Annotated in this window: 20 protein-coding genes; 13 read left to right on the forward strand and 7 right to left on the reverse strand. The window is 73.3% G+C overall.

All coding sequences use genetic code 11. The annotated features are described in order from the left end of the window. Position 1 precedes the first annotated feature (1 nt). Entirely contained in the window at positions 2-577 is a 576-nt protein-coding gene (locus ABZ836_RS09655; RefSeq protein ID WP_356132744.1) for a PadR family transcriptional regulator, read from the forward strand. 126 nt (positions 578-703) lie between these two features. Here ABZ836_RS09655 and ABZ836_RS09660 read toward each other — a convergent pair whose 3' ends face one another. Then, positions 704-1,603, reverse strand: a complete 900-nt coding sequence (locus ABZ836_RS09660; protein WP_361141002.1) for an NAD(P)-binding domain-containing protein — start codon at positions 1,601-1,603, stop codon at positions 704-706. A 51-nt stretch (positions 1,604-1,654) separates the two neighbouring features. Here ABZ836_RS09660 and ABZ836_RS09665 point away from each other — a divergent pair, with 51 nt between their 5' ends. Then, positions 1,655-2,020: a helix-turn-helix domain-containing protein gene (locus tag ABZ836_RS09665; protein WP_361141196.1), complete on the forward strand. Its 366-nt coding sequence runs from the start codon at positions 1,655-1,657 to the stop codon at positions 2,018-2,020. A gap of 174 nt (positions 2,021-2,194) precedes the next feature. Here the strand turns inward: ABZ836_RS09665 and ABZ836_RS09670 are convergent, their stop codons facing one another. From ABZ836_RS09670 to ABZ836_RS09690, 5 genes are all read right to left on the reverse strand, one after another. Then, positions 2,195-3,697 carry an MFS transporter gene (locus ABZ836_RS09670; protein WP_361141004.1) on the reverse strand — a complete coding sequence of 501 codons (1,503 nt, stop codon included), beginning with the start codon at positions 3,695-3,697 and terminating at the stop codon, positions 2,195-2,197. Then, positions 3,697-5,514, reverse strand: coding sequence for an IucA/IucC family siderophore biosynthesis protein (locus ABZ836_RS09675; protein ID WP_361141006.1), 1,818 nt, complete (start codon positions 5,512-5,514; stop codon positions 3,697-3,699). The genes ABZ836_RS09670 and ABZ836_RS09675 overlap by 1 nt, the downstream gene beginning before the upstream one ends. Next, the gene (locus ABZ836_RS09680; RefSeq protein WP_356132999.1) at positions 5,511-6,038 is read right to left on the reverse strand and encodes a GNAT family N-acetyltransferase; all 528 of its coding nucleotides are present in this window, start codon (positions 6,036-6,038) and stop codon (positions 5,511-5,513) included. Before ABZ836_RS09680 ends, ABZ836_RS09675 begins: the two co-directional genes overlap by 4 nt. Positions 6,039-6,088: 50 nt before the next feature. After that, complete coding sequence (locus tag ABZ836_RS09685) at positions 6,089-7,402, reverse strand: SidA/IucD/PvdA family monooxygenase (protein ID WP_356132751.1); 1,314 nt, start codon at positions 7,400-7,402, stop codon at positions 6,089-6,091. 99 nt (positions 7,403-7,501) lie between these two features. After that, on the reverse strand, positions 7,502-9,049 hold the full coding sequence (locus ABZ836_RS09690) for an aspartate aminotransferase family protein (protein ID WP_356132753.1): 1,548 nt from the start codon (positions 9,047-9,049) through the stop codon (positions 7,502-7,504). Between the two features lie 258 nt (positions 9,050-9,307). Between ABZ836_RS09690 and ABZ836_RS09695 the strand changes: the two genes are divergently transcribed. The 11 genes from ABZ836_RS09695 to ABZ836_RS09745 all read left to right on the forward strand — a co-directional run bounded on the left by ABZ836_RS09695 (position 9,308) and on the right by ABZ836_RS09745 (position 21,020). Then, entirely contained in the window at positions 9,308-11,479 is a 2,172-nt protein-coding gene (locus ABZ836_RS09695) for a penicillin acylase family protein (RefSeq protein WP_361141009.1), read from the forward strand. Beyond that, positions 11,476-12,087 (forward strand): GNAT family N-acetyltransferase, encoded by a 612-nt coding sequence (locus ABZ836_RS09700; protein ID WP_356132757.1) that lies wholly within the window; start codon positions 11,476-11,478, stop codon positions 12,085-12,087. The genes ABZ836_RS09695 and ABZ836_RS09700 overlap by 4 nt, the downstream gene beginning before the upstream one ends. Before the next feature lie 46 nt (positions 12,088-12,133). Further along, a complete protein-coding gene (locus ABZ836_RS09705; protein ID WP_361141011.1) occupies positions 12,134-12,739 on the forward strand; it encodes a dihydrofolate reductase family protein in 606 nt (201 codons plus the stop codon). 104 nt (positions 12,740-12,843) lie between these two features. Further along, positions 12,844-13,782 carry an aldo/keto reductase gene (locus ABZ836_RS09710; RefSeq protein WP_356132760.1) on the forward strand — a complete coding sequence of 313 codons (939 nt, stop codon included), beginning with the start codon at positions 12,844-12,846 and terminating at the stop codon, positions 13,780-13,782. Positions 13,783-13,800: 18 nt separating this feature from the next. After that, positions 13,801-14,148 carry a MerR family transcriptional regulator gene (locus ABZ836_RS09715; protein WP_361141013.1) on the forward strand — a complete coding sequence of 116 codons (348 nt, stop codon included), beginning with the start codon at positions 13,801-13,803 and terminating at the stop codon, positions 14,146-14,148. Between the two features lie 73 nt (positions 14,149-14,221). Next, a complete protein-coding gene (locus ABZ836_RS09720; RefSeq protein WP_361141015.1) occupies positions 14,222-15,187 on the forward strand; it encodes an ATP-binding cassette domain-containing protein in 966 nt (321 codons plus the stop codon). Further along, positions 15,184-16,005: an ABC transporter permease gene (locus tag ABZ836_RS09725; RefSeq protein WP_361141017.1), complete on the forward strand. Its 822-nt coding sequence runs from the start codon at positions 15,184-15,186 to the stop codon at positions 16,003-16,005. The genes ABZ836_RS09720 and ABZ836_RS09725 overlap by 4 nt, the downstream gene beginning before the upstream one ends. Before the next feature lie 5 nt (positions 16,006-16,010). Next, the gene (locus ABZ836_RS09730) at positions 16,011-16,592 is read left to right on the forward strand and encodes a TetR/AcrR family transcriptional regulator (RefSeq protein WP_361141019.1); all 582 of its coding nucleotides are present in this window, start codon (positions 16,011-16,013) and stop codon (positions 16,590-16,592) included. A 639-nt stretch (positions 16,593-17,231) separates the two neighbouring features. Further along, positions 17,232-19,202 carry a tetratricopeptide repeat-containing protein gene (locus ABZ836_RS09735; protein WP_361141021.1) on the forward strand — a complete coding sequence of 657 codons (1,971 nt, stop codon included), beginning with the start codon at positions 17,232-17,234 and terminating at the stop codon, positions 19,200-19,202. 141 nt (positions 19,203-19,343) lie between these two features. Next, positions 19,344-19,937, forward strand: coding sequence for a DinB family protein (locus ABZ836_RS09740; RefSeq protein WP_356132772.1), 594 nt, complete (start codon positions 19,344-19,346; stop codon positions 19,935-19,937). A gap of 192 nt (positions 19,938-20,129) precedes the next feature. After that, a complete protein-coding gene (locus tag ABZ836_RS09745) occupies positions 20,130-21,020 on the forward strand; it encodes an NAD-dependent protein deacetylase (RefSeq protein ID WP_356132774.1) in 891 nt (296 codons plus the stop codon). A gap of 195 nt (positions 21,021-21,215) precedes the next feature. On the opposite strand, the gene ABZ836_RS09750 is transcribed toward ABZ836_RS09745, so the two are convergent. Next, positions 21,216-22,967 carry a glycoside hydrolase family 6 protein gene (locus ABZ836_RS09750; protein WP_356132775.1) on the reverse strand — a complete coding sequence of 584 codons (1,752 nt, stop codon included), beginning with the start codon at positions 22,965-22,967 and terminating at the stop codon, positions 21,216-21,218. Between the last annotated feature and the right edge of the window lie 376 nt (positions 22,968-23,343).

Here is a 23,343-nt window from a genome sequence, read left to right on the forward strand (position 1 = left end):
GATGGCGCTACGGCACGCCGTGCTGGCGGCACTGCTCGACACGGAGCTCAGCGGTTACCAGCTGGCCAAGGCGTTCGACCTGGGGGTGGCGAACTTCTGGCACGCCCAGCCGCAGCAGCTCTACGCGGAGCTGTCCCGGCTGGAGCGGGACGGGCTGGTCGAGGGGCGCGAGGTGGTCCAGGAGAGCCGTCCCAACAAGCGCCTGTTCCGGGTGACGGAGGCGGGTCTGGCGGAGCTGGAGGGGTTCACGGCCGCCTCCGCGAAACCCTCGTTCGTCCGCGACGACCTGCTCGTCAAGGTCCAGGCGGCCGACCACGTCGACACCGGGGTACTGATCGCACGACTCGAGGAACGCTCCGCCGCCGCCCGGGCCAAGGCGGACCTCTTCGGCGCGCTGCTGCGCGGGATGCGCGGCGACCGCACGGAGGAGGAGTTTCTGCGTGACGGCGACCGCGTCGGGCCCTACCTGACCTGCCTGCGCGGCCTGGCCTTCGAGGAGGGCAACCGCGACTGGTGCGAGCGGACCGTCGCCGTCCTGCGGGCGCGGCGAGCGGCTCGCGGGCGGACGCCGGGGTAGGGACGCCTGGGCAGGGACGCCGCGCTCCGCCGGACGCAGGCAGGGGCAGGCAGGGGCGGGGGCAGAGGCACAGGCGGCCTGGTCGACGCGTCCTCCCCCCTCCCCCCTCCCCCGCCCCCAGGGACCTCAGCCGCGGCGCCCCATGAGGTCCACGAGCCGGGTGAGCTCGTCGCCTCCGTGGCCCAGTCCGATGGCCCGGCGGGCCAGGCCCTCCGCCGAGCGGATCACGCTCGCGTCGATGCCGTGGGCCTCCGAGGTGTGGACGATGTGGGCCATCGTCGACGCCGCCGAGGTGAGCGGGTTGACCCTGGCGGCGTACGTGCCGTTGTCCACCTCGACCGCGGCCTCCTCGAAGGCGGGCGGCAGGATGGCGCCGATGCCCTTGGCGAACGGGGCCAGCTCCTGCGCGCCGATGCCCTCTGCCCGGGCGACGGCCAGCGCGTGCATGTAGCCGGTCATCGCGGTCCACCAGATGTCGAGCAGCGCGATGTCGTACGCGGCCGCCCGGCCGATGTCCTCGCCCAGGTGGGTGTGGGTGCCGCCGAGTGCGTCGAGCACGGCCCTGTGCTCCCGGTAGAGCTCCTGCGGGCCGCTGTGGATGAGGACCGCGTGCGGCGTGCCGATGGTGGGAGCCGGCGTCATGATCGCGCCGTCCAGGTAGCGGACGCCGTGCTCGGCCGCCCAGGCCGCGGTCCCGCGGGCGCGGGCGGGAGTGTCGGCGGACAGGTTGACGACGGTGCGGCCCTTGAGCGCGGTGGCGACCTCGGGGCGCCGCAGCACGGAGTCCGCGGCGTCGTAGTTGACCACGCACACGACGGTCAGGTCGCTCGCGGCCACCGCCTCCTCGGCCGATCGGACGCCGACCGCACCGCGTGCGGCCAGTTCCTGGTCCCGCCCCGGTGTTCGGTTCCAGACGGTGGTGGTGAACCCGGCGTTCAGGAAGGCGCTCGCCAGGGCCCGGCCCATCGGACCGAGACCGAGCACCGTCACGGTGGGCCGGGGGGTGGGCTGGACTGCTGCGGACATGGTTCAACTCCTGCTTAGAATCGGCACGACCGAGGAAACGGGGTGGTGGTGATGGTGCGCAGCCGGGCACAGGACCCGAACGTCTGCGGGGTGACCGCCGCGATCGCCGTGATCGACGGCAAGTGGAAGACGGGTCTGCTCTGGGCGCTCGAATCCGCTCCGAGGCGGCCGGGGGAGCTACGCAGACTGCTGCCGGGCCTGAGCGAGAAGGTGCTGACTCAGGCGCTGCGCGACATGGAGGCCGACGGCCTCGTGCACCGGGAGGTGCACGACGTCCTTCCGCTGAAGACCGTGTACTCCCTGACGGAGTTCGGCCGGGACCTCTCCGAGGCCCTGGCGCCCCTCTCGGACTGGGGCCACCGCCGGCTGGACATGCTCGCCGCGGGGCTGTCCGCGGAGGAGGGTACGGCCTCCTGACACATCGTTCTCCTCCGTTCCCTCCGGTTCGGACGGCCCCTCGACCGCGCACCACCAGGTTCCCCCGGCTGCCGCTCGCCGCCAAGTACGCACAAAAAAGTGGCTGTGCCGCGGGCCGTGGCACGGCCGCCCCGGCAGTGCCCGCCGCTTGCTCCCCCTGCGGCGGGCCCGCCCCTACGGGTGCCCCACCGCGCCGATCGCGACCCCGTCCTCCGCGGGTCCCGCCCGTCCCTTCCCGTGCCGGGCGCGGTGCAGCAGGTACGCGGTGGCCAGTCCTCCCGCCACGACCGCCGCCGCCCCCAGGGCCTGCCCGGTGCGCGCCGCCGCCGCGAAGGCGTCCAGCACGGCCGATCCGCTCTCCGCACCGGCGCCTTCCAGCACCGCGGCCAGCGACGCGGAACCGGCCGACCCGGGCTCCTGCGCGGCGAGACGGCTGCTGACGACCGCGCCGAGAACCGCCACGCCCAGACTGCCCCCGACCTCGCCCATGGTGCCGTCGACGGCCGCGCCCGACCCCGCCCGGTCCGCGGGGATCGAGCCCATCACCGCGGCGACGATGGCCGGGTTGGCGATGGCGCAGCCCACCCCCATCAGCAGCAGTCCGGCCAGCAGCACTGGGTAGCCGCCCCGGTCCAGCACGCCGGCCACCGCGAACCCGGCGGCCAGCAGGCCCATGCCGAGGGCCACGGCACGGACCTCGCCGAGCCGGGCGATCATCCTCGGTGCCACACCGCGGATGTTGAGGACCACCACGCTCAGCGGGAAGGGCGCCATGTACAGCCCGGCCTCCAGCGCGGAGTAGCCCCGGACGTACTGGAGTTGCTGGGCGAGCAGGAACAGCGCCCCCGCGCTGCCGAAGCTGATCAGCAGGACCCCAGTGACCGCGCCGGTGAAGCGGGGGTTGCGGAAGAGCTGGGGCGCCAGCACGGGGTCGGCGCAGCGCCGCTCCCACACCACGAGCGCGGTCAGCGCGACCGCCGCGGTCGCGGTGGCGGCGAGTACCGGGAGGGAGCCTGCGCCGTGCTCCGGCCAGGAGGTCACCGCGTGCACCAGCGCCACCACGCCGATGGCGGACAGGACCGCGCCGGCCACGTCCGGGCGCCCGGCCCCCGCCCGCCGCGACTCGGGGATGAGCCAGCGGGCCGCGGCGAGGCCCAGCAGGGCCACCGGCACGTTGATCAGGAAGATCGCTCCCCACGAGAAGTGCGAGAGGATCAGTCCGCCGAGCGGCGGCCCGGCCGCGAAGCCGAGGCCGTTGACCGCCGCCCAGATGCCGATGGCCCGTACGCGCTCGTCCTCGGGGAAGACGTGGACGACCACCGCGAGGGTGGTGCACGTGATCAGGGCGCCGCCCACCCCCATCCCGGCGCGGGCGGCGACGAGCTGTCCGACGTCCTGGCTCAGTCCGGCCGCCAGGGAGCACACGCCGAACAGGGCGAGCCCGGTCAGCAGCAGCCGGCGCCGTCCGTAGCGGTCGGCGACCGCGCCGGCGGCCAGCAGCAGCCCGGCCTGGGCCAGTGGGTAGGCGTTGACCACCCACTGGATCGCCGCCATCCCCGCGCCCAGTTCCCGCGAGAGCGTGGGGACGGCGACGTTCAGCACCGAGTTGTCCAGGACGACGACGAGCTGCACCAGGCAGACCACGCCGAGGACCGCCGCCCGCCGGTCGGCGCGCATCACCGGGCAGGGGCGAAACGGGCGATGGGATTGGCGAGTTCGCCGACGAGCTGGAGCGCGGCGGAGGGGTCGGCGAGGTCCACCATCTGGCGGTTGTCGCGCAGTTGGAGGCGGTTGAGGCAGGACAGCGCGAAGGTCTTCGCGAACGGGTCGTGACGCCGGAACCGCTCGGCGAGGTGGGGAACGGCGTCCTGGTAGTCGGCGACGCAGTCGGCGACCGTCTGCCAGAAGGCGTCCTCGGACAGCGTGCCGGCTTCGTCCAGGAGGGCGGCCAGGTAGCGCAGGAAGCCGTCGAAGACGTCGGTGAAGATGGACAGCAGCCGCATGTCCTCCGGGACGTCGGCGCGTACACGCCGCACGGCCGGCGGCAGGTCCGCCTGCGGGTCCATGACCACGATCTCCTCGGCGATGTCCTTGAAGACCGCGCGCACCACCGCGCCCCGCTCGTCGAGCACCAGGATGACGTTCTCGCCGTGCGGCATGTAGGCGAGGTCGTGGGCGTAGAAGCTGTGCAGCAGCGGCACGAGGTACGCGTCGAGGTAGCGGCGCAGCCACTGCCGCGCGGGCAGGCCGCTGCGGGAGATCAGCGCTGCGGCGAAGGACGCGCCGTCGCGGTCGGCGTGCAGGAGCGCGGCCATGGTGAGGACCCGCTCGCCGGGCGCCAGCGAGGGCACCGGGCTCTCCCGCCACAGCGCGGCCAGCATCTTGCGGTACGGCGAGTAGCGGTCGGTTGCCGCCTCGTACCGGGGGTTGCGGTACCCGATGGCGGCGTGCTCGCGGATGATGGTCAGCCCGGTCCCGCGCAGCACCGGATCGGAGGCGATCAGCTCGGCCAGCCAGTCGTTGATGGCGGGCGTCGCCTCCATGTAGGCGGCCGAGAGACCGCGCATGAAGCCCATGTTGAGGACGGACATGGCCGTCTTCACGTAATGCCGGTCCGGGCGGCTGGTGTTGAAGAAGGTGCGGATGGACTGCTGCGCCTGGTAGAGGTCCGTGCTCTCGCCGAGCGGGACCAGGTGCCGGGTGGCGATCTCCCCGGCGAAGGTCACCGCCAGCTTGTTGGTCCACTGCCAGGGGTGCGCGGGGAAGAGCAGGTAGTCCGCGGGGTCCAGTCCGAGGCCGGTGAGCACGCCTTCGAGACGCGCGCGTTCCTCGGTGCCCAGCTCCTGGGCGATCAGGGTGTCGTAGTCGATGTCCGCGCAGCTGGTGAAGGTGGCGCGGTCGCGGTGCGCGGCGAGCCACATCAGGCGGACCGGCGCCCCGGCCTCGGGGGCGTAGGCGTGGAACTCGGCGATGTCGAAGCCGATCCTGCCGTTGTTGGCGACGAAGCCGGGGTGTCCCTCGGTCATGCTCGCCTCGACGGTCTGGAAGTCGGCGAGCACCAGTTCGTCCGCGGTCGGCGCCGGCCGGGAGAGCTTGTAGGCGGTCGAGGAGAGGGTGGAGCTGAGTTCTTCCAGGTAGACGGGCAGTACCTCGTCGCTCAGCCCCAGCGTGGTGCGCAGCTCGAGGACGAGTTCGAGGGCGTCCAGCGGGGCTTCGGAGCCGGAGCGGTGCCGGGTGAGGGAGCCGGCGTCGATCTGCCAGTGGTCCAGGGCCATCGTGCGGGCGGCGAAGCGGTACTCCGTGGCGCCGTCGTCGGACCGCACGGAGTAGTGGCCGTCAGCGGCGGGCTCCGGGGTCAGCAGCCGCTCGTGGGCGAATTCCGCGAGCGCCTTGCGGACCAGCGCCCGGTTGGCCGCCGACCACAGCTCGGGGCGCAGGTGGCCCACGTGCTCCAGGGCGGTGGTGGTGTCCCGGTGGGGCGGGGCGGCGGTCATGCGTCGGCTCCTTCGGTGGCGGCCGTGAACTGTTCCCTGGTGCAGAAGCTGAGCAGGGCGGTCTTCTCGGGCTTGACGAGCGGGCCTTCGGGGACGAACCCGACGAAGGCGTTGAGGGCGTGGACGGCGGTGTTGCGGATGTCCGGCTCGACGACGACGCGGCGCGCCGAGGGGTCCTCGAAGAGGAAGGCCATCACGGTGGTGATGACCGAGCGGGTGAAGCCGTGACGGGGGGTGGCGGCCGGGGCGCACAGGAAGTGCATGCCGACGTCCCCCGGCCGGGCTTCGTACAGCCCGGCCAGCTCCACGCGTGCCGGGTCGTAGCGTTCGACCAGGAAGCACGCTTCGCCGTCGAGGGCGCCGAGGAAGGCGTCGTGGTGGGGGTGCCGGACGATCGCGTCGTAGGCCTCGACGACCTCGGCCGTGCTGAGACCTCCCATCATCCAGTAGGCGGCCTTCGGGTCGGTGACCCAGGCGTGCAGCAGGGCGGCCTCACGGGCCGGGTCCAGCGGGTGCAGCGACATGGTGCCGAGGGGGGTGGGCCGGGAGTGGAGCGCGGGGGTCGCGGGACGGGTCACGACACCACGCCCTCGGGTGCGCCGAACTCCTGGAAGGCGATGGACTTCTCGATCGGGTAGACCTCGCGGCCGGTGAGCTCGCGGATGATCCAGCTGTTGCGGTAGGGGCCCATGCCGAGGTCGGGCGAGGTCACGCTGTGCGCGTGGGTGGCGCCGTTCTGCAGGAACACGCCGCGGCCGGTGACGTCGACGCTGTAGTTGCGGGCCACGTCCAGGCGTCCGCGGCCGTCCCACCGCAGCCGGTCGCGGACCGGGTCGAGGAAGGCGGGCGGCCGGTAGGCGTAGCCGGTGGCCAGGACCAGCCCGTGGGTGAGGAGGGTGAAGTCCCGGTCCTGCTCGTCGTGGTGCAGTCCGAGTTCGTACCGGTCCTCCGCCTCGTCGTGGCGGGCGGTGCGCAGCGAGGTGTTGGTGAAGAGCCGGGCGGGCACCGGGCCGTGCACGCTCTTCTGGTAGAGCAGGTCGAAGATGTTGTTGATCAGCTCGGCGTCGATGCCCTTGCTGAGGCCCTTCTGCTCCGCCTCCAGCCGGTAGCGGGTCGCCTCGGGCAGCGCGTGGAAGTAGTCCACGTACTCGGGCGAGGTCATCTCGAGCGTGAGCTTGGTGTACTCGAGCGGGAAGAAGCGCGGCGAGCGGGTCACCCAGTTGAGCCGGTAGCCGTGGGCGTCGATGTCGCCGAGCAGGTCGTAGAAGATCTCCGCCGCGCTCTGGCCGGACCCGATCACGGTCACCGACTCCTTGGCCTGCAGCACCTCCTTGTGCTGCAGGTAGCGGGAGTTGTGGACGGCGTCACCCGGCAGGTCACGGCAGGCGGGCGGCAGGTGGGGAGGCGTGCCCGTGCCGAGCACCAGGTGCCGGCCGCGGTGGCGGACCCGGTCGCCGTCGGGCCGTGCGGAGGTGACGACGTAGACGCCCTCCGCCTCGTCGAACTCGACCCGCTCCACCTGGTGGCCGAACCGCACGGAGGGCAGCTGGGCGGCGGCCCACCGGCAGTAGTCGTTGTACTCGGCGCGCACCGGATAGAAGTTCTCGCGTATGTAGAACGGGTAGAGCCGTCCCTTCTCCTTGAGGTACTGGAGGAAGGAGAAGGGCGAGGTCGGGTCGGCGAGGCTGACGAGGTCGGCCATGAACGGGGTCTGCAGCGTCGCGAAGTCGAGCAGCATCCCGGGGTGCCAGTCGAACTGCTCACGGCTCTCCAGGAAGACGCCGTCGAGGTCGTCCACCGGCGCGGTGAGGCAGGCCAGGCCCAGGTTGTACGGGCCTAGGCCGACCGCGACGAAGTCGTGCACGGGCTCGGTTGCGGGCTGGGACATGCGTGTCTCCCAAAGCACTGATGGTGGGGGCGGTGGTGGCGTGCGGCTCGCGTCCGCCGGGCCGCGGCCGGGCCGGGGAACGGGCGGAGCGGGGTGCCGTCAGGCGACGTCGTCGGCGGCCGTGGCGCGGGGAGCGGCCCCGACGAACTCGGCGGCGTGCGCCGCGAGGAGGTCGAGGACGTGGGCGACGTCGTCCGAAGTGGTGCTGGGGTTGAGGAAGGTGCACTTCAGGAAGTGCCGCCCGTCCACCTTGGTGCCGGCGACCATGCCCTCGCCGGAGGCGGCGAGCGCCTCGCGGGCGTACAGGTTGGCCTCGTCGGCGAGATGCGCGTCCTGCGCGGCGGGGAGGTAGCGGAAGACGACGGTGGAGAGCTGGGAGCGGCCGACCACCTCGAACCGGGGGTCGTCGGCGAGCATGTCGTGCACGGCGCCCGCCAGGTCCACCACCTCGTCGAAGAGGGCTCCCACCCCGTCCGCGCCCATGACGCGCAGGGTCATCCACAGCTTCAGCGCGTCGAAACGGCGCGTGGTCTGCAGGGACTTGTCGACCTGGTTGGGGATCCTGCGCTCGGCCATCCGGGCGGGGTTCAGGTAGTCGGCGTAGTAGGTCGCGTGCGACATCATCCGGCGGTCGCGGACCACCACGGCGCTGGAACTCACGGGCTGGAAGAAGGACTTGTGGAAGTCCACGGTCACCGAGTCGGCGCGTGCGATGCCGTCGAGCAGGTGCCGGCGGGTCGGCGAGACCAGCAGGCCGCAGCCGTAGGCGGCGTCCACGTGGAGCCAGGCGGAGGCCGCCTCGCAGACGTCCGCCGCTTCCGCGAGGGGATCGATGCTGCCGAAGTCGGTGGTGCCGGCGGTGGCGACCACGGCCATCACGGTCAGCCCCTCGGCGCGCAGGCGGTCGCACTCCCGGCGCAGCGACGCCCCGTCCATCCGCCGGTCGGCCGTGGTGGCCACCTGCACCACGGCCTCCATGGGCAGGCCGAGCATCTTGGCGGACTTGCTGACGCTGAAGTGGGCCGCCTCGGAGGCGAGCACCCGCATCCGCGGCAGCAGGGCCTGACGGGCCTCGGACGTGCGGGCCCCGGCGCGGGCGAAGGCCTCCTCGCGGGCCAGCACGAGCGCGTGCAGGTTGGACTGGGTGCCACCGCTGGTGAAGATGCCGTCCGCGTCCAGTCCGAAGCCGATCCGCCCCGCCGTCCAGTCGATGAGGCGGCGCTCGATCAGGGTGGCACCGGCGCTCTGGTCCCAGGTGTCCATGGAGGAGTTGACCGCGCTGAGGACCGCTTCGCCGAGCAGGGCCGGGATCACGACGGGGCAGTTGAGGTGGGCGAGGTAGCGCGGATGGTGGAAGTAGACGGCGTCGCGGAGGTAGAGCCGCTCCAGCTCGGCGAGCGCCGCCGCGGAGTCGCCGAGCGGCCGGTCCAGGTCGACCTGCTCGACCTCGGGACCGAGCGCGTCCGGGCTGATGCCGGTGAACGGTCCCTTGGCTCCCGTCACGCTGGACGCCGCCGCGTCCACGCCCAGGATCAGTGCCTCGCGGTAGGCGTCCGCCGTGGGCGCGCCGAAGAGGTGCCGCCGGGCTTCGGCGCCGGGCGGTGAGACGGGGCGCTGCGTGGGGACAGTCTTGCCGTCAATGGTCATGTCAGCCTTCTGGTGGGGAACAACAGGGCCTAGTTAGGTTAGCCTCACCTAACCATTACTTGCCTCACCTGTCGACACCGCCTCCCGCGACCGCCCGGACGGTTGTCGCCACCGCGACCTCATGGCTAAGGTTAGGCTCACCTAACCGAATGTCAATGGTCCGTTCCGCAATCGGCCGAAGATCGCGGTTATCGGCAACTTTCGAAGAGGCGTGAGGCTTTGACGTCTCGTGAGCACACCCAGCCCGAGGAGCCCGGCTTGCCCACAGCCCGCCATCGCATCCACCGCGACCCGTACGGCATCCCTCACGTCTGGGCCCCCGACGCGGCTGCCCTCGCGCACGCCCAGGGTGCGGTGACCGCACGCGACCGCGGCTGGCAGATCGAGGTCGAGCGGCACAGGGCGCTGGGCCGCTCGGCCGCCTTCCTCGGCCCGGAGCACCTGTCATGGGACGTCCTCGCCCGTCGCGCCCGGCTCGCCGACACCGCCCGGCGGTGCTACGAGGCGCTCGACGAGGACACCGCCGCCTGGGTCCGCGCCTACGTCGAGGGAGTGAACGGCGCGCTGCCGGAAGCGGCCCGCCGGGCGCCCGAGTTCGCCCGCACCGGTCTGCGTCCGGGCCGCTGGGAGCCGTGGGCGCCGCTGGCCGTGTGGCTCTCCCACCACCTGCTCTTCGCCGGTTTCCCGGCGAAACTCTGGCGCGATCGTGTCGCTTCGGCTCTCGGGCCCGACGCGGTGGCGTCCTTCGCCACCGACGGGCCGGGCACCGCGGGCAGCAACGGCTGGCTCCTCGCCCCGGAGCGCACCACCACAGGTGCGGCGCTCCTCGCCGGCGACCCGCACCGCTTCATCGAGGCGCCGGGGGTCTACCAGCAGATCCGGCTGGCGTGCCCGCGGTTCGACGTGGTGGGCCTCGCGGTACCGGGCGTGCCCGGCATCGCCCACTTCGGTCACACGGGGCATGTCGCGTGGGCCATCACCAACGCCATGGCGGACTACCAGGACCTCTACCGGGAACGGCTGCGCCGGGTCCGGCGGCCGGACGGGACAGCCGCGGTGGAGGCGTGGGGGCCGGACGGCTGGGAGCCCGCCGACGTCCGCACCGAGACCTTCCTCGTCGCGGACGGCGATCCGGTGGAGGTCGAGACGGTGGAGACCGCCCGGGGACCCGTCGTGCTCCAGGGGGCGATACCCGACGCGTCGGAGGAGGTCGCGGAGGTCCCGCAGGCCCCCACGCGGGCCGGCGGCACCGGGCACGCCGCGACGCACCCGCGTGACCGGGGGGCGGCCCTCGCCCTGCGCCTGCCGGCGAGGGTGCTGGGCGCGCTCGGCTTCGAGGCACTGCCCGCCCTGCTGCGGGCCACGACCGTCGCCGACGTCGACGCGGCGTGCGACGCGTGGGTGGAGCCGGTCAACGTGGTGATGGCCGCGGACACCTCGGGCGGGCTGCTGCACCGGGTCGCCGGAGCCGTCCCGGTCCGCGCCGACGCCAACCGGCGGGGTCCCGTCGACGCGTGGGACCGGGGCGCGGCCTGGTCGGGCGGGTGGGAGGCGATGCCGCGCGCCGACGTCTCCGACGGCCGGGCCGTGATGGCCAACGCCCGCGGTCTGGCCGCGCCGCTGGGCGCGGAGTTCGCCGCCGCGCATCGAGCGCGCCGGATCGCCGAGCTCCTGGATTCCCGGCCGCGCTGGTCGCCCGCGGACATGCCGGTCGTGCACACCGACACCTACTCGCGGAGCGCGGCGGTGCTCCTGGCGCGGCTGGTGGAACCGTTGGAGGGGCTGTCGCCCCGGGCCGCGTCGCTGCGGCGCGAACTGGACGGCTGGGACCACCGCATGGACGCCGGCTCGCGGGGGGCCGCGGTGTTCGCCGCGTGGCGTGGCGCCCTCGCACGTCGGCTGGCCGGTGACCCGGCGCTGGCGGCCCTGGCGCCCCGCCCGGACGATCCCGAGATCTTCCTGCCCTGGCTGTCCCTCCTCGGCCGGATCGGACACGCACTGGAGAACCTGACGGTGCCGGGGGCGCTGCCCGCGACGGTGGACGTTCCGGCCCACTCGCGTGCGGCGCTGGAAGAGGTGGCCCGCGACGGCGCACCCGCGAGCTGGGGCGAGACCCACCGTCTGGCCGCCTGGCAGGCGCTGCCCGCCGACGCCTCCTCCCCCGAGCCGCCCGCTGTGGAGGGTGACCACGACTGCGTGATGTCCTCCTCGAGCGTGCCGGGACTGACCGATCTGAGCGCCCGCGCCTCCGCCGCGCGCTTCGTGTGGGACCTGGCGCGCAGGCAGGACAGCGCCTGGATCGTTCCCCTGGGCGCCTCGGGCCTCCCCGACGACCCCCATGCCCACGACCAGCTCCCGCTGTGGCTGCGCGGCGAGCTGGTCCCCGTGATCACCGACTGGCACCTGCTCACCGAGGAGACACCGGCATGACGGAACCCGCCCCGGCCCCGACGTCCCAGGAGTCCGCCGCACCCCCCGGGCCCGTCCACGCGCACGTCTGCCGGGTGGCCGGCTTCGGCACGGTCGCCTTCCGGGTCCTTGACCCGGAGCGTGACGCCGTGGTCGTCCACCGCTGGGTGGACGACGAGCGCGCCCGGTTCTGGGGCATGGTCGGACACACGGTGGAGCGGGTGCGTGACATCTACGCCTTCGTGGACTCCCTGGAGACCCACCACGCCTACCTGATCGAGCACGACGGCCGTCCCGCGGGACTGCTGCAGACCTACGACCCCGAGCACGACCCGCTGGGGGAGCACTACGAGGTGCGACCCGGCGACTTCGGGATCCACTTCCTCTTCGCGCCTCCCGTCACCGCGCCCCGCAGCGGCCACGGCGGCGCCCTGTTCGGAGCCGTCCTCGACTTCGTCTGGTCCGATCCCGCGCACCTGCGGGTGGTGGCCGAACCCGACGTCCGCAACGACCGGTCCCGCAGGCGGCTGCGCCTGGCGGGGTTCACGGAGGGCGCCGAGGTCGCCCTGGACCACAAGCGGGCCCGCCTGTACTTCCTCGAACGCGGGCGCCCGTCCGCCGGGCGATGAGTTCCGGCCGGCCGGGCGGTCCACCCTTCGACGAAGGGAGCGCGTCATGCGCGAGATCATCGTGTGCACATTCCTGACGCTGGACGGCGTGATGCAGGCGCCCGGCGGCCCGGACGAGGACCCGGAGAGCGGCTTCGAGCAAGGGGGCTGGCAGAAGCCGGTGGACGACGAGGAGGTCGGCGCGGCCGTCGCCGGCTGGTACGCGGACTTCGACGCGATGCTGCTCGGCCGCAAGACGTACGAGATCTTCGTCTCGTACTGGCCGAAGGCCGATCCCGCCGACCCCTTCACCGACCTCATGAACGGCATGCGCAAGTACGTCGCCTCCCGGACCCTGACCTCGGTCGAGTGGCGGAACTCCACGCTGCTGGAGGGCGACGTCGTCGACGCCGTCCGCGAGCTGAAGGCGTCCGAGGGCGGCCCGATCAGTGTCGTCGGCAGCGGGGACCTCGCCCGGACCCTGATGCGGCACGGCCTCGTCGACGAGTACCGGCTGACCATCCACCCGGTGATCGTCGGCACCGGCAAGCGGCTGTTCGCCGACGGGACGGTCCCCACCCGGCTGGAACCGGTCAACGTCTCCACGACGAAGGGCGGCACCGTCGTCGGCGTCTACCGGGTGAACGGAGAGCCCGACCACGACAGTTACTGAGCGCTCCGGACCCGCGGCCGGGGACCCGCGCCGGAGGAGCCGGGTCCCCACGCGGAACGTCACAGCTTGACCTGGAGCGCGCTCCAGCTCCCAGCATGGTCGTCATGCATCACACGACCTCTCAGATCGTCCTGGGCACGATGGACTTCGGCACCCGGGTCTCCCGTGACGACTCCTTCGCGATCCTCGACGCGTTCGTCGCCGGCGGCGGTGTCTGGCTGGACACCGCCAACTGCTACACCTTCTGGAACGACCCGAGCGGTGTCGGGGGCGCCAGCGAGCGGGTGATCGGCGAGTGGCTCAGGGCCCGTCCCGGGATCCGCGACAGCGTGCGGATCGCGACCAAGGTCCGGCAGAACCCGCTCGTCCCGCACGTCTGGCCCGAGAGCGCCGAAGGGCTTTCCCCCCGTGCCGTGCGGGAGGGCCTGACCGGGAGCCTGGAGCGGCTCGGCGCCGACCACGTGGATCTCCTCTGGGCCCACGCCGAGGACCGCTCCGTGCCGCTCGAGGAAACGGTCGGCGCCTTCGGCGAACTGGTGGCGAAGGGCCTCGCCCTGCGCATCGGGGCGGCGAACCACGCCGCCTGGCGGGTGGAACGCGCCCGCGGCCTCGCGCGGGAGCAGGGCGTGGAACCGTGGAGCGCCCTGCAGCTCAGGCACTCGCTCGCGCAGCCACGGCCGCTCACCCCGCTCGCGGAGGCCGGCCACCGCATGCTCACCGCGGAGGACCTCGACCTCGCCCGGACCGAGGGGCTCGCCGTCTGGTCGTACAGCTCCCTGCTCTGGGGATCGTACGTACGCCCGGACAAACCCCTTCCGCCGGTCTACGATCACCCGGGGACGACCCGCGTGCTCGCGGTCCTGGAGGAGATCGCCGGCGAGCTCTCGGCCACGAGGAACCAGGTGGTCCTGGCCTGGCTGATCCGGCAGGGGATCGATCCGATCGTCGGTGCGAGCCGGGTGGAGCAGATCGAGGAGGCGCTCGCCGTGCGGCAGGTACGCCTCGACGACGAGCACCTCGCGCGTTTCGCCGAGGCGCGCTAGGCAGCCGCGAGGAGCCCGATGACCACGTTCACCCCCGCCGCGGCCGCCGACCGCACCGGCGTGTCCATCGACACGTTGCGCTACTACGAGCGTGAGGGCCTCATCGGCCCCGTCCGGCGCTCGTCCGGCGGCCGCCGGGAGTACACGGAGGACGACGTCTTCTGGATCGGCCTGGTCACCTGCTTCCGCGAGGCGGGCCTCGGCATCGCGGACCTGCGGGAGTTCGTCGCCCTGCTGCGCTCGGAGCGCTCGTCGGAGGACCGCGTGGCCTTCCTCCGCGAGCGCCGTACCGCGCTGGAGCAGCGGGTGGCGGCACTGCACCGGGCGATGGACGTCCTCGACGACAAGATCGCCTACTACAGCTGAGCGGGGCCGTCGCGGGCGGGGCCGGTCGAGCGTCGCCTTGCAAACCTACCTATCGATAGGTAGGTTTCACGGCATGGACAACGCCACCACCCCCTCCATCCGTGCCGTCGGGCTCGGCCGGGACTTCGCCGAGCACACGGCGGTGGACCGGCTCGACCTGGAGGTGAACCCGGGAGAGGTCTACGGACTGCTCGGCCCCAACGGCTCGGGCAAGAGCACCACCGTCCGGATGCTCACCACCATGCTCCGCCCTTCCCGCGGCACCGCCCGGGTCGCCGGGGCCGACATCACCCGCGACCCAGGAGCCGTCCGCCGCCGCACCGGGGTCGTCCTCCAGGGAACGGCTCTCGACCCGCTGATGTCCGCGCGGGAACTGCTGCTCCTGCAGGGGCGCCTCCAGTCGCTCACCGCTCGCCGGGCACGGGCGCGGTGCGCCGAACTGCTCACCGCCTTCGACGCCCGGGACTTCGCGGACACCCCGGTCGGCAGGCTCAGCGGGGGCCAGCGCCGCCGGGTGGACCTCGCCGTCGCGCTGGTCCAGCGCCCCGACGTCCTCTTCCTGGACGAACCCACCACGGGGCTGGACCCGGCGAGCCGCCGGGGCCTGTGGGACGAGATCCGCGCCCTGTCCGCCGACCACGGAGTCACCGTCCTGCTGACCACGCAGTACCTGGAGGAGGCCGACCAGCTCTGCGACCGCGTCGGCATCCTCCGCGCCGGACGCCTCGTCGCCTCCGCCGCCCCGCACGTCCTCAAGGAGCAGGTCGGCGAACGCGTCCTGACCCTGCGCTTCGGCGACGCCCTGGCGGCCGGCCGCGCCCGGGAGCTGCTGGCCGCCAGGGGCGAGCGGCTCCACACGGTCGAGGCCGCCCCGCACTCGGTGGGCATCCGGCTCGCGCGCCCCGGAGCGGACGGCGAGACGCTGCTCGCCCTGGCCTCCGCCGGCCTGCACGCCGCGTCCCTGACCGTCGACGAACCCAGCCTGGAGGACGTCTTCCTCCGCCTGGCCCTCTCCCCGGAAGGTTCCCTCGCCGCATGAGCACGACCGCCGCCACCACCACCGCCCCCGCGGGCCCGGCCCCCTCGCCGAAGTCGTGGGCGGCCCTGGGACCCTTGACCGCCCGCTCGCTCAGATCCTGTCTCCGGACGCCCGCCCTGCTCCTGTCACCTCTCCTCACCAGCGCGTTCTTCATGGTCATCTACGAGGGGCAGCTGTCCTCGGTGGCCGCCGCGACGGCCCCCGGTGGCCGTTACGTCGACGTGGTCCTGCCGCTGTGCCTGCTCACCACCGCCTTCACCGGCGGCGCGGCCGCAGGACAGTTGCTGGTCAGCGACATCGGCTCGGGCTACCACGCGCGGCTCTGGCTCACCCCGGTCGGCCGCTGGACCCTCGTCACCGCCCCGGTCCTGGCGGGGGTGGTCGTGCTGACCGCCCAGGCGGTCGCGCTCACCGGTCTCGGACTGCTGCTCGGCCTGGACCCCGTCTCCGGCGCGCCGGCCCTCCTGGCCCTCGTCGGCGCCACCGTGCTGCTGGGCACCGGGTTCCTGCTGCTGGCGGCCGCGGTCGGCCTCCGCACCGGCAGCAGCTCGGCGGTCGGCTCCGTGACCCTGGTCTTCTTCCCGCTCTCCTTCTTCACCGCCACCTTCGTCCCGCGTGACCGGCTCGGGGGCTGGATGGCCTACGCGGCCGACCTGAACCCGCTCACTCCGCCGCTGGAAGCCATGCGCGGTCTGCTCACCTCGCCCTGGCACGAGCAGGACCTGCTGCCGGGCGCCATCGTCGCCTTCGTCATCCTGGGGGTGGGCGCCGCCGCGGCCCGCCTCGCACTGACCCGCCGTACCCGGACAGGAGTCTGACCACCATGCCCCGCCAGACCGACACCCGCGCCCGTGCCCGCGACGAGTTCGCCCGTCGGCTCGCCGACTACGGCTACCTCGGCGTCTCCCTGGACGACATCGCCAAGGCCGTCGACATTAGGAAGGCCAGCCTCTACCACCACTTCCCCGGTGGAAAGCCGGCCCTGTTCATGGAGGTGGCCGACCACTACACCAAGGAAGCGTCCGCCCTGCTGCACAGCGCGCTGGCCACGCCCGGCACCCTGCGCGACAAGCTCCTCGCGCTCGCCGCCTCGTACGCCGAGGGCACCTACAACTCCCAGCTCAGCAACCAGATCTACTACGCGATCCGCCACCTCGACGACGACCAGGGCGCCGAGGTCTCGCACGCCTACGTGCGCGGCCTCATCCAGCCCGTCACCGACCTCATGGCGCGGGCGGTGGCCACGGGCGAGCTCCGGGAGGCCGATCCGGCGTTCCTCGCCACGGCCTTCCTGGAGCTCGCCGGCACGGTTCAGCCTCCCGAGGAAGGATGCGCCCCGTCCGCCGTCGACCGTCTGGCCCAGGACGTCGTCGACCTCTTCCTGCGAGGAGCCGGCCCGGAATGACGACCACCCTGCCGCTGGAGGGGCGGACGGCCTGATCACCGGTGCCGGCCGGACGGGCGGGACCGGCGCGGCGGTGGCGCGGCGCCTGGCCTCGGTGGGGGCGAGCCTGGGGCTCCACCACCACCGCCCTCACGACAGCGGCCCTCCGTGGGGCGCGGACGACCTCGACCGGATCCTGGCCTCCGTGCGGGACCCTCCGATCCCGGGCGCGGAGCTGCACGACCTGCCCGGTGACCTGGCCGAGCCGGGCGCGCCCGAGGAGCTGGCCGACCGGGCCGTGGAGGCCGCGGGCCCTCCGGACGTCCAGGTCTGCGACCACGCCCGCTCGGGCGGGGACGGCTCCCTCGCGGACATCACGGCCGAGCAGCTGGACGGTCACCGGGCCCCCGACGCGCGGTCGGTGCTGCTGACCAAGGCGTTCGCCGCCCAGCACGAGCCGGCGAGGTCGCGTACGCCGCCGCGAAGGCGGCCCTGGCCGGGCCGAGGGCGGCTTCCGCCGCTGGTGACGTCACGGAAGCCCTGGTCACACCCCCGCACGACCGGTCGTAGGATCTGATCGTACGAGGGGGCGGGGACCCGGCGAAGGCCGCGGGATCCCACGGGCGGGGGTCCGGCCCGTGGACGGGGGGCACGGTGGTGATGCGGGAGGACCGGCGGGCGAGCGGCCTCGCCGCGCGCCGGGAGCGGGCGCGGGCCGTGGCGGCGGAGGGCGACCCCGCGCGGGCCGTCGAACTGATCGCGGCGGTCGTCGACGACAGCCGCCGCATCCTCGGTCCCGACCACCCGGACACCCTCCTCGCCCGGCACTGCCACGCGGACCTCCTGGACGACGCCGGAGGCACCCGCGAGGCGGCCGGCCTGCACGCGGCCGTCGCCGCCGACCGCGCCCGGGTGCTCGGCCCCGACCACCCCGACACACTCCTCAGCCGGCACCTGCACGCCTACTGCACCGGCGCGACCGGGGCGGCCGAGGAGGCCCTGCGCCTCCACGCCGCGCTGGCCGCCGACCGCTCCCGGATCCTCGGGCCCGACCACCCGGACACCCTGTTCAGCCGAGGCGAGCACGGGTACTTCCTGGAGCTGACCGGCCGGGCGGCGGAGGCGGTGGCGGTCAACGCCGCGGTGGTGGCCGGGCGGACACGGGTGCTCGGGCCCGGCCACCCGGAGACCCTGATCAGCCGGCAGAACCACGCGTCCAGCGTCGGGGAGGCGGGAGACCCGGCGGAGGCCGTGCGCCTGTACGACTCCCTGATCGAGGACCGGACCCGGACGCTCGGAGCCGACCACCCGGACACGCTGGGCCTTCGGCACGCCCACGCCTACTTCGTCGCCGCGGCCGGGGACCCGGCGCGAGCGGCGCGGCTGTACCTTCCGCTCGTGCGGGACGGCACCCGGGTCCTGGGGCCCGACCACCCGGACACGCTGCTGAGCCGCCACAACCACGCGGACTTCCTGGACGACGCCGGAGGCACCCGCGAGGCGGCCGCCCTGCACGCCGCCCTCGCCGCCGACCGCGCCCGGGTCCTGGGCCCCGACCACCCCGACACACTCCTCAGCCGGCACCTGCACGCCTACTGCGCCGGTGAGTCCGGCGACGCGGAGGAAGCCCGGCGTCTCCACGCGGCCCTCGCCGCCGACCGCGCCCGGCTCCTGGGCCCGGACCACCCCCACACGCTGCTGAGCCGGCATGCCCACGCGCTGGCCGTCGGCCTGGCCGGGGACCGGGAGGAGGCCGCGCGGCTGCTCGCCGCGGTGGTGGAGGACCGGACCCGGGTACTGGGACCGGACGACCCGGAGACGCTGCTGAGCCGCCACGAGCACGCCTTCCAGGTGGCCCGGACCGGTGACCAGGACCACGCGGCCCTGCTGTTCGCCTTCGTCGCGCAGGACCGTGCGCGGGTCCTGGGCCCGGACCATCCGCACACCCTGCTCACCCGCGGCGAGCACGCCGGCTGCGTCGGCGATGCGGGCAGCCCGTGGTCGGGCGCGGAACTGAGCGCCGCGGTGGCCGAGGACCGTGCCCGCGTGCTGGGGCCCGATCATCCGGACACCCTGGAGAGCCGCCACCTCCACGCCTCCTTCCTGAGCGACACGTGGCGGACCGGGGAGGCGGTGCGTCTGTACGAGGCCGTGGTCGCGGACCGCACGCGGGTGCTGGGAGCCGACCACCCGGGCACGCTGGTGAGCCGGCACAACCACGCATACGCGGTGGGCAGGAACCGTGAGGACGACTACGCCGCCCTGCTGTTCGCCTTCGTCGTGCAGGACCGCACCAGGGTGCTCGGGGCGGACCATCCGCACACCCTCGTCAGCCGCAGCGAGCACGCGCGGTGGCTGGGCCGGACCGGGCGGCACCTCGCAGCGGCGGAGCTGCACGCGGGAGTGGTCGAGGACCGCACCCGGGTGCTCGGCACCGACCACCCCGACACCCTCGTCAGCCGGCACCTGCACGCCACGGCCCTCGGTGACCTCGGGGACCTGGAGGAGGCGATGCGGCTGCTGGCCGCGCTGGTGGTCGACCGTGCCTGGGTGCTCGGTCCGGAGCACCCGGACACCCGGCTCAGCCGGACGGCGCACGAGCGGTACGCGGCGCGGCTCGCGATGTGGTGACGGTCCCGGGCGGCACCGGGAGTTCACGGAAGTCGGGTGACCGGGTCACGGTCTGCTCCTAGGCTGATCCCGTGCCCGCGCCGAGGCCCGCGCTTCCGCGGCCTCCACGCCGAGGCGGGCCGACGACCAGGAGGTGCGGCAGTGGGCGCCCCATCGGCATGCGACGAGTGCGGCTTCGTCTACGACCTGGAGATGGCCTCCGCGGTGCCCTCGCTCGCCGAGGCCCACGCGGAGGAGTTCGCGGACCTGATGGCGGGCGACCCTGCGACCCTGCGGACGCGCTCCGCCCCCGCGGTGTGGTCGCCGCTGGAGTACGCGTGCCACGTCCGCGACGTGCTGCTGGTCCAGCGGGAGCGGGTGCTCGCCGCGCGGCGTGCCGACACGCCGTTCGCCGAACCGATGGGACGCGACGAGCGGGTCGAGCACGACGGCTACGCGCGGCAGCGGCCCTCCGACGTGGCGCACCAGGTCAGGACGGCGGCACAGCTGTTCGGCAACGTGCTGGACCTCCTCTCCCCCGCCGACTGGGAGCGGACGCTGGTGTACACCTACCCCCGGCGCGCGGAACGCCCGCTGAGCTGGGTCGCCGTGCACACCCTGCACGAGCTGCGGCACCACCTCCTCGACGTGCGCCGTCAGCTGCGGGCGGCCGCCCCCACCGGCGCCTCCACCGGTACCGACGCCGATGCCCCCACCGGTAGCGACGCCGGCGTCCACGGGGCCTCCGGCCGGTGAGCGCGGTGGCGGTGGTGGGAGCCGCGGTGCCGGGCCCTCGCCGCGTTCGAGGCCGTCCCCGGGCTCTGCGCGGGGCGGGACGACGCGCGGACACGGTTCCTGTTGGCCCTGGCCGAAGACTGAGGCCGCGCCACGCCGCGCCGCGGGCGGGGTGGGGTGGGGGCGGGCCGGGGGCTTCCGTACGCTGGCGGCATGCGCATGCGTCCCACCTTGAGCTGGACCCCGCCGGAGGATCTGCCGCCGGGCACGACGGATCCGGGGCCGGTGGCCGACGCGCTGCGCGCCGGCGGGGTGCTGGTGCTCAGCGGGGCGGGCATCTCGACGGAGTCGGGCATCCCCGACTACCGGGGCGAGGGCGGGAGCCTCAGCCGGCACACGCCGATGACCTACCAGGACTTCGTCGCCGACGCCGGTGCCCGGCGGCGGTACTGGGCGCGGAGCCATCTCGGCTGGCGTACGTTCGGCCGCGCGCACCCCAACGCGGGGCACCGCGCCGTGGCGGAGTTCGAGGCGCAGGGCCGCCTCACCGGCGTGATCACCCAGAACGTCGACGGGCTGCACCAGGCGGCGGGCAGCGAGGACGTCGTGGAGCTGCACGGCAGCCTGGCCCGCGTCGTGTGCCTCACGTGCGGGACGATCAGCCCGCGCGCCGAGCTGGCCGAGCGGCTGGAGGCGGCGAACGTGGGATTCGCGCCGGTGGCGTCCGGCCTGAACCCGGACGGCGACGCCGACCTCAGCGACGAGCAGGTCGGTGACTTCCAGGTGGTGCCCTGCACCGTCTGCGGGGGCGTCCTCAAACCGGACGTGGTGTTCTTCGGGGAGAACGTTCCGCCGCGGCGGGTCGAGCACTGCCGCCGCCTGGTGCACGAGGCGACCTCGCTGCTGGTGCTGGGGTCGTCGTTGACGGTGATGTCCGGTCTGCGGTTCGTGCGGCAGGCGGCCGACGCCGGGAAGCCGGTGGTGATCGTCAACCGGGACCCGACCCGGGGCGACCGGTACGCCCTCACCCGGGTGGCACTGCCGTTGGGGCCGACGCTGAGCACGGTGGCCGGACAGCTGACGGCCGACGGGCACCGGCCGTGACCGGCCGCTCCTCCGGAAGGACCCCGCCATGTCCGCGGACACCGTGACGTCGGCCGAGCCGCTCGAGATCCGTTAGGCCGCCCGCTCCGACCGGGTGCGGCTGTCGCGGCCGCCCGACCCGGTGGGCCGGCGGCACGCAGGGGGCCGCCCGCCCCGCCGCGAGGCGGGACGGGCGGCCCTGGTGCGTCGCCGGTGTCAGGACAGCGGCGGGTAGGCGTTGGCCATCAGCTGCTGGAACTGCGCCGAGAACCACTTGCCCGACAGGGGCGCGTTGGGCAGCGCCCCCGACATGCTGTTGCCGTTGCGCGCGTTGCCCGTGTAGGTCGGGTCGCACATGCGGTCGAAGCCCTTGCCCTCGTCGTTGTCGATCACCTGGCTGGCGCCGTCGGACTCACCCGGCGGCTTCATCCAGACGTAGGCGTCGATGCCCGGCTCGGGGTTGGCCTTCGGCCGCTCACCGAGACCGGCCCCGGACTGGTTGCACCAGTTGCCCAGGTGGATGCGCCGGTCGACGCGGCCGCCGTTGACGTAGGCGTCGACACCGGTCGTCGGACCGGCCGCGGTGGGACGCGCGGAGCCGCCCCAGCCGTTGCGGGAGGTGTCGATCAGGAAGCCGATGTTGCTGGGGAAGCCGGACTGGATCAGCTTGTCCCGGAAGCCCTGGGCGAAGGACAGCTCGTCCACGTACTGGTTCCAGTCCACCCACTTGGACTGGCGCACGGTCGTGCCGTTCACCGAGTCGGTGACCTTGAAGTACGGCTCCTTCAGGGCGCTGTAGTTCGCCGTGTTCACGATGAAGCCGTGCACGTCGGACAGCTGGGCGCCATTGCTGGTGGCCGTGGTCTTGAACAGGTCGGCCGTCGGGCCGAGGTTGGTGTCCCAGCCCAGCCAGCCGTGGTGACCGGCGTCGATGTAGTTGTAGACGTTGGGGATGTCGCCGAAGACGTCCAGCGCGTAGCCGATGCCCTTGACGTAGTTCCCGTTGCTCTTCATCGTGTCGCAGGCGGGCACCGCGGTGTCACGGCCCGAGACGTTGGTGATGAGGTTGGGCAGCGAGTCCACCTCGATCGTCGTGACGATCCGCAGGGACGCGTACTTCGGGTCCTTGAAGATCGCGGCGATCGGGTCGATGTACTGCGTCTTGTACTTGTCGATCTCCGTCGCGCCGAGTTCGCCGTTGGAGGCCAGCGCGGCGCAGTCACGGCCGGGCAGGTTGTAGATCACGAACTGGATCACCAGTTCGCCGGAGCCCTTCTGCTCCAGGGCCTTGTCCAGGTGCGCGCGGGCGCCCATCGCGCCGTTGGCGCCGTTGATGGCGGCGATCCGGTCCAGCCAGACACCGGTCGGCTGGTTCGCGATCCTGGAGCCACCGGGCTCGGCGGCGGCCTTGGCTGCCCAGTCCGGGTTCACGTACACCTTCGCGCCCGTGTACGGGTTGTCCACCTTGGTGCCCGGCGGGTTGGTGGTGGGCGGCGGCGACGTGGGCGGCGGGGTGGTGGGCGGCGGAGTGGTCGGCGGGGTGCCTCCGCCGTCGACGTCGCAGGCCACGCCGTCGAGGGTGAAGGCGCCGGGCGCCGCGTTGGTGCCGCTGTAGGAGGCGTTGAAGCCGAAGCTCACGGACGCCCCGGTGTTCAGCTGGCCGTTGTACGACTCGTTGGCCGCGGTGACGGCGGTGCCGCTCTGGGTGACCTTGGCGTTCCACCCCTGGCTGACCTTCTGGTTGCCGGCCCAGTTCCAGCCGAGCTTCCAGGAGGACTTGGCCGACGAGTTGTTGGTGAGGGTCACGTTGGCGGTGAATCCGCCGCTCCACGAGGACTGCACCTGGTACTTCACGGTACAGGCCGCGGCGGCTGCGCCCACGGTCGAGGGCTGCATGGCGGACGCCACTCCCGCGGCCCCCGCGACCATCGCGAAGGCGGAGAGTAAGGCTGTTCTGGTACGGCGCATCGTGTGCGGGTCTCCTTGTCCGTGCGGTTCGACTCCGCCCGGCATCCGGGAGCACGCCGCGTCACGCCGTCGGGCGGGAACACGGGACGTTCGCATGGAGCGACTCCTGGCAGGCCGGACACGTACAGGCGGACGTGTCGACTGAAAACGGAATCGCTCCCACTGGTACGGAGGACGTTAGCGGTCAACTCCTGTAGACGTACAGATGTGTGACAACCATTTTGCCCGCCGGTCACCGCCACGTGTCTTCGAATCTTTTCGAACCTCCCCACACCTTGACCACTCACGGCGCCGGCCACACCATGGGAGCGCTCCCACTGGTGCACCACCCCCCACACGGCCCTCGCACGGGCCGCCGCACCCCCACTCAAGGAGT

Origin of the sequence: Streptomyces sp. NPDC047130 (assembly GCF_040643475.1) — a bacterium.
Lineage (GTDB): Bacteria > Actinomycetota > Actinomycetes > Streptomycetales > Streptomycetaceae > Streptomyces.

Coding starts and splice junctions, on each gene's coding strand:
- ABZ836_RS09700 (WP_356132757.1), top strand. CDS start 11,476: ATGACGGAACCCGCCCCGGCCCCGACGTCCCAGGAGTCCGCCGCACCC.
- ABZ836_RS09705 (WP_361141011.1), top strand. CDS start 12,134: ATGCGCGAGATCATCGTGTGCACATTCCTGACGCTGGACGGCGTGATG.
- ABZ836_RS09670 (WP_361141004.1), bottom strand. CDS start 3,697: ATGCGCGCCGACCGGCGGGCGGCGGTCCTCGGCGTGGTCTGCCTGGTG.
- ABZ836_RS09720 (WP_361141015.1), top strand. CDS start 14,222: ATGGACAACGCCACCACCCCCTCCATCCGTGCCGTCGGGCTCGGCCGG.
- ABZ836_RS09725 (WP_361141017.1), top strand. CDS start 15,184: ATGAGCACGACCGCCGCCACCACCACCGCCCCCGCGGGCCCGGCCCCC.
- ABZ836_RS09690 (WP_356132753.1), bottom strand. CDS start 9,049: ATGACCATTGACGGCAAGACTGTCCCCACGCAGCGCCCCGTCTCACCG.
- ABZ836_RS09710 (WP_356132760.1), top strand. CDS start 12,844: ATGCATCACACGACCTCTCAGATCGTCCTGGGCACGATGGACTTCGGC.
- ABZ836_RS09665 (WP_361141196.1), top strand. CDS start 1,655: ATGGTGCGCAGCCGGGCACAGGACCCGAACGTCTGCGGGGTGACCGCC.
- ABZ836_RS09675 (WP_361141006.1), bottom strand. CDS start 5,514: ATGACCGCCGCCCCGCCCCACCGGGACACCACCACCGCCCTGGAGCAC.
- ABZ836_RS09735 (WP_361141021.1), top strand. CDS start 17,232: ATGCGGGAGGACCGGCGGGCGAGCGGCCTCGCCGCGCGCCGGGAGCGG.
- ABZ836_RS09685 (WP_356132751.1), bottom strand. CDS start 7,402: ATGTCCCAGCCCGCAACCGAGCCCGTGCACGACTTCGTCGCGGTCGGC.
- ABZ836_RS09680 (WP_356132999.1), bottom strand. CDS start 6,038: ATGTCGCTGCACCCGCTGGACCCGGCCCGTGAGGCCGCCCTGCTGCAC.
- ABZ836_RS09715 (WP_361141013.1), top strand. CDS start 13,801: ATGACCACGTTCACCCCCGCCGCGGCCGCCGACCGCACCGGCGTGTCC.
- ABZ836_RS09660 (WP_361141002.1), bottom strand. CDS start 1,603: ATGTCCGCAGCAGTCCAGCCCACCCCCCGGCCCACCGTGACGGTGCTC.
- ABZ836_RS09730 (WP_361141019.1), top strand. CDS start 16,011: ATGCCCCGCCAGACCGACACCCGCGCCCGTGCCCGCGACGAGTTCGCC.
- ABZ836_RS09750 (WP_356132775.1), bottom strand. CDS start 22,967: ATGCGCCGTACCAGAACAGCCTTACTCTCCGCCTTCGCGATGGTCGCG.
- ABZ836_RS09745 (WP_356132774.1), top strand. CDS start 20,130: ATGCGCATGCGTCCCACCTTGAGCTGGACCCCGCCGGAGGATCTGCCG.
- ABZ836_RS09655 (WP_356132744.1), top strand. CDS start 2: ATGGCGCTACGGCACGCCGTGCTGGCGGCACTGCTCGACACGGAGCTC.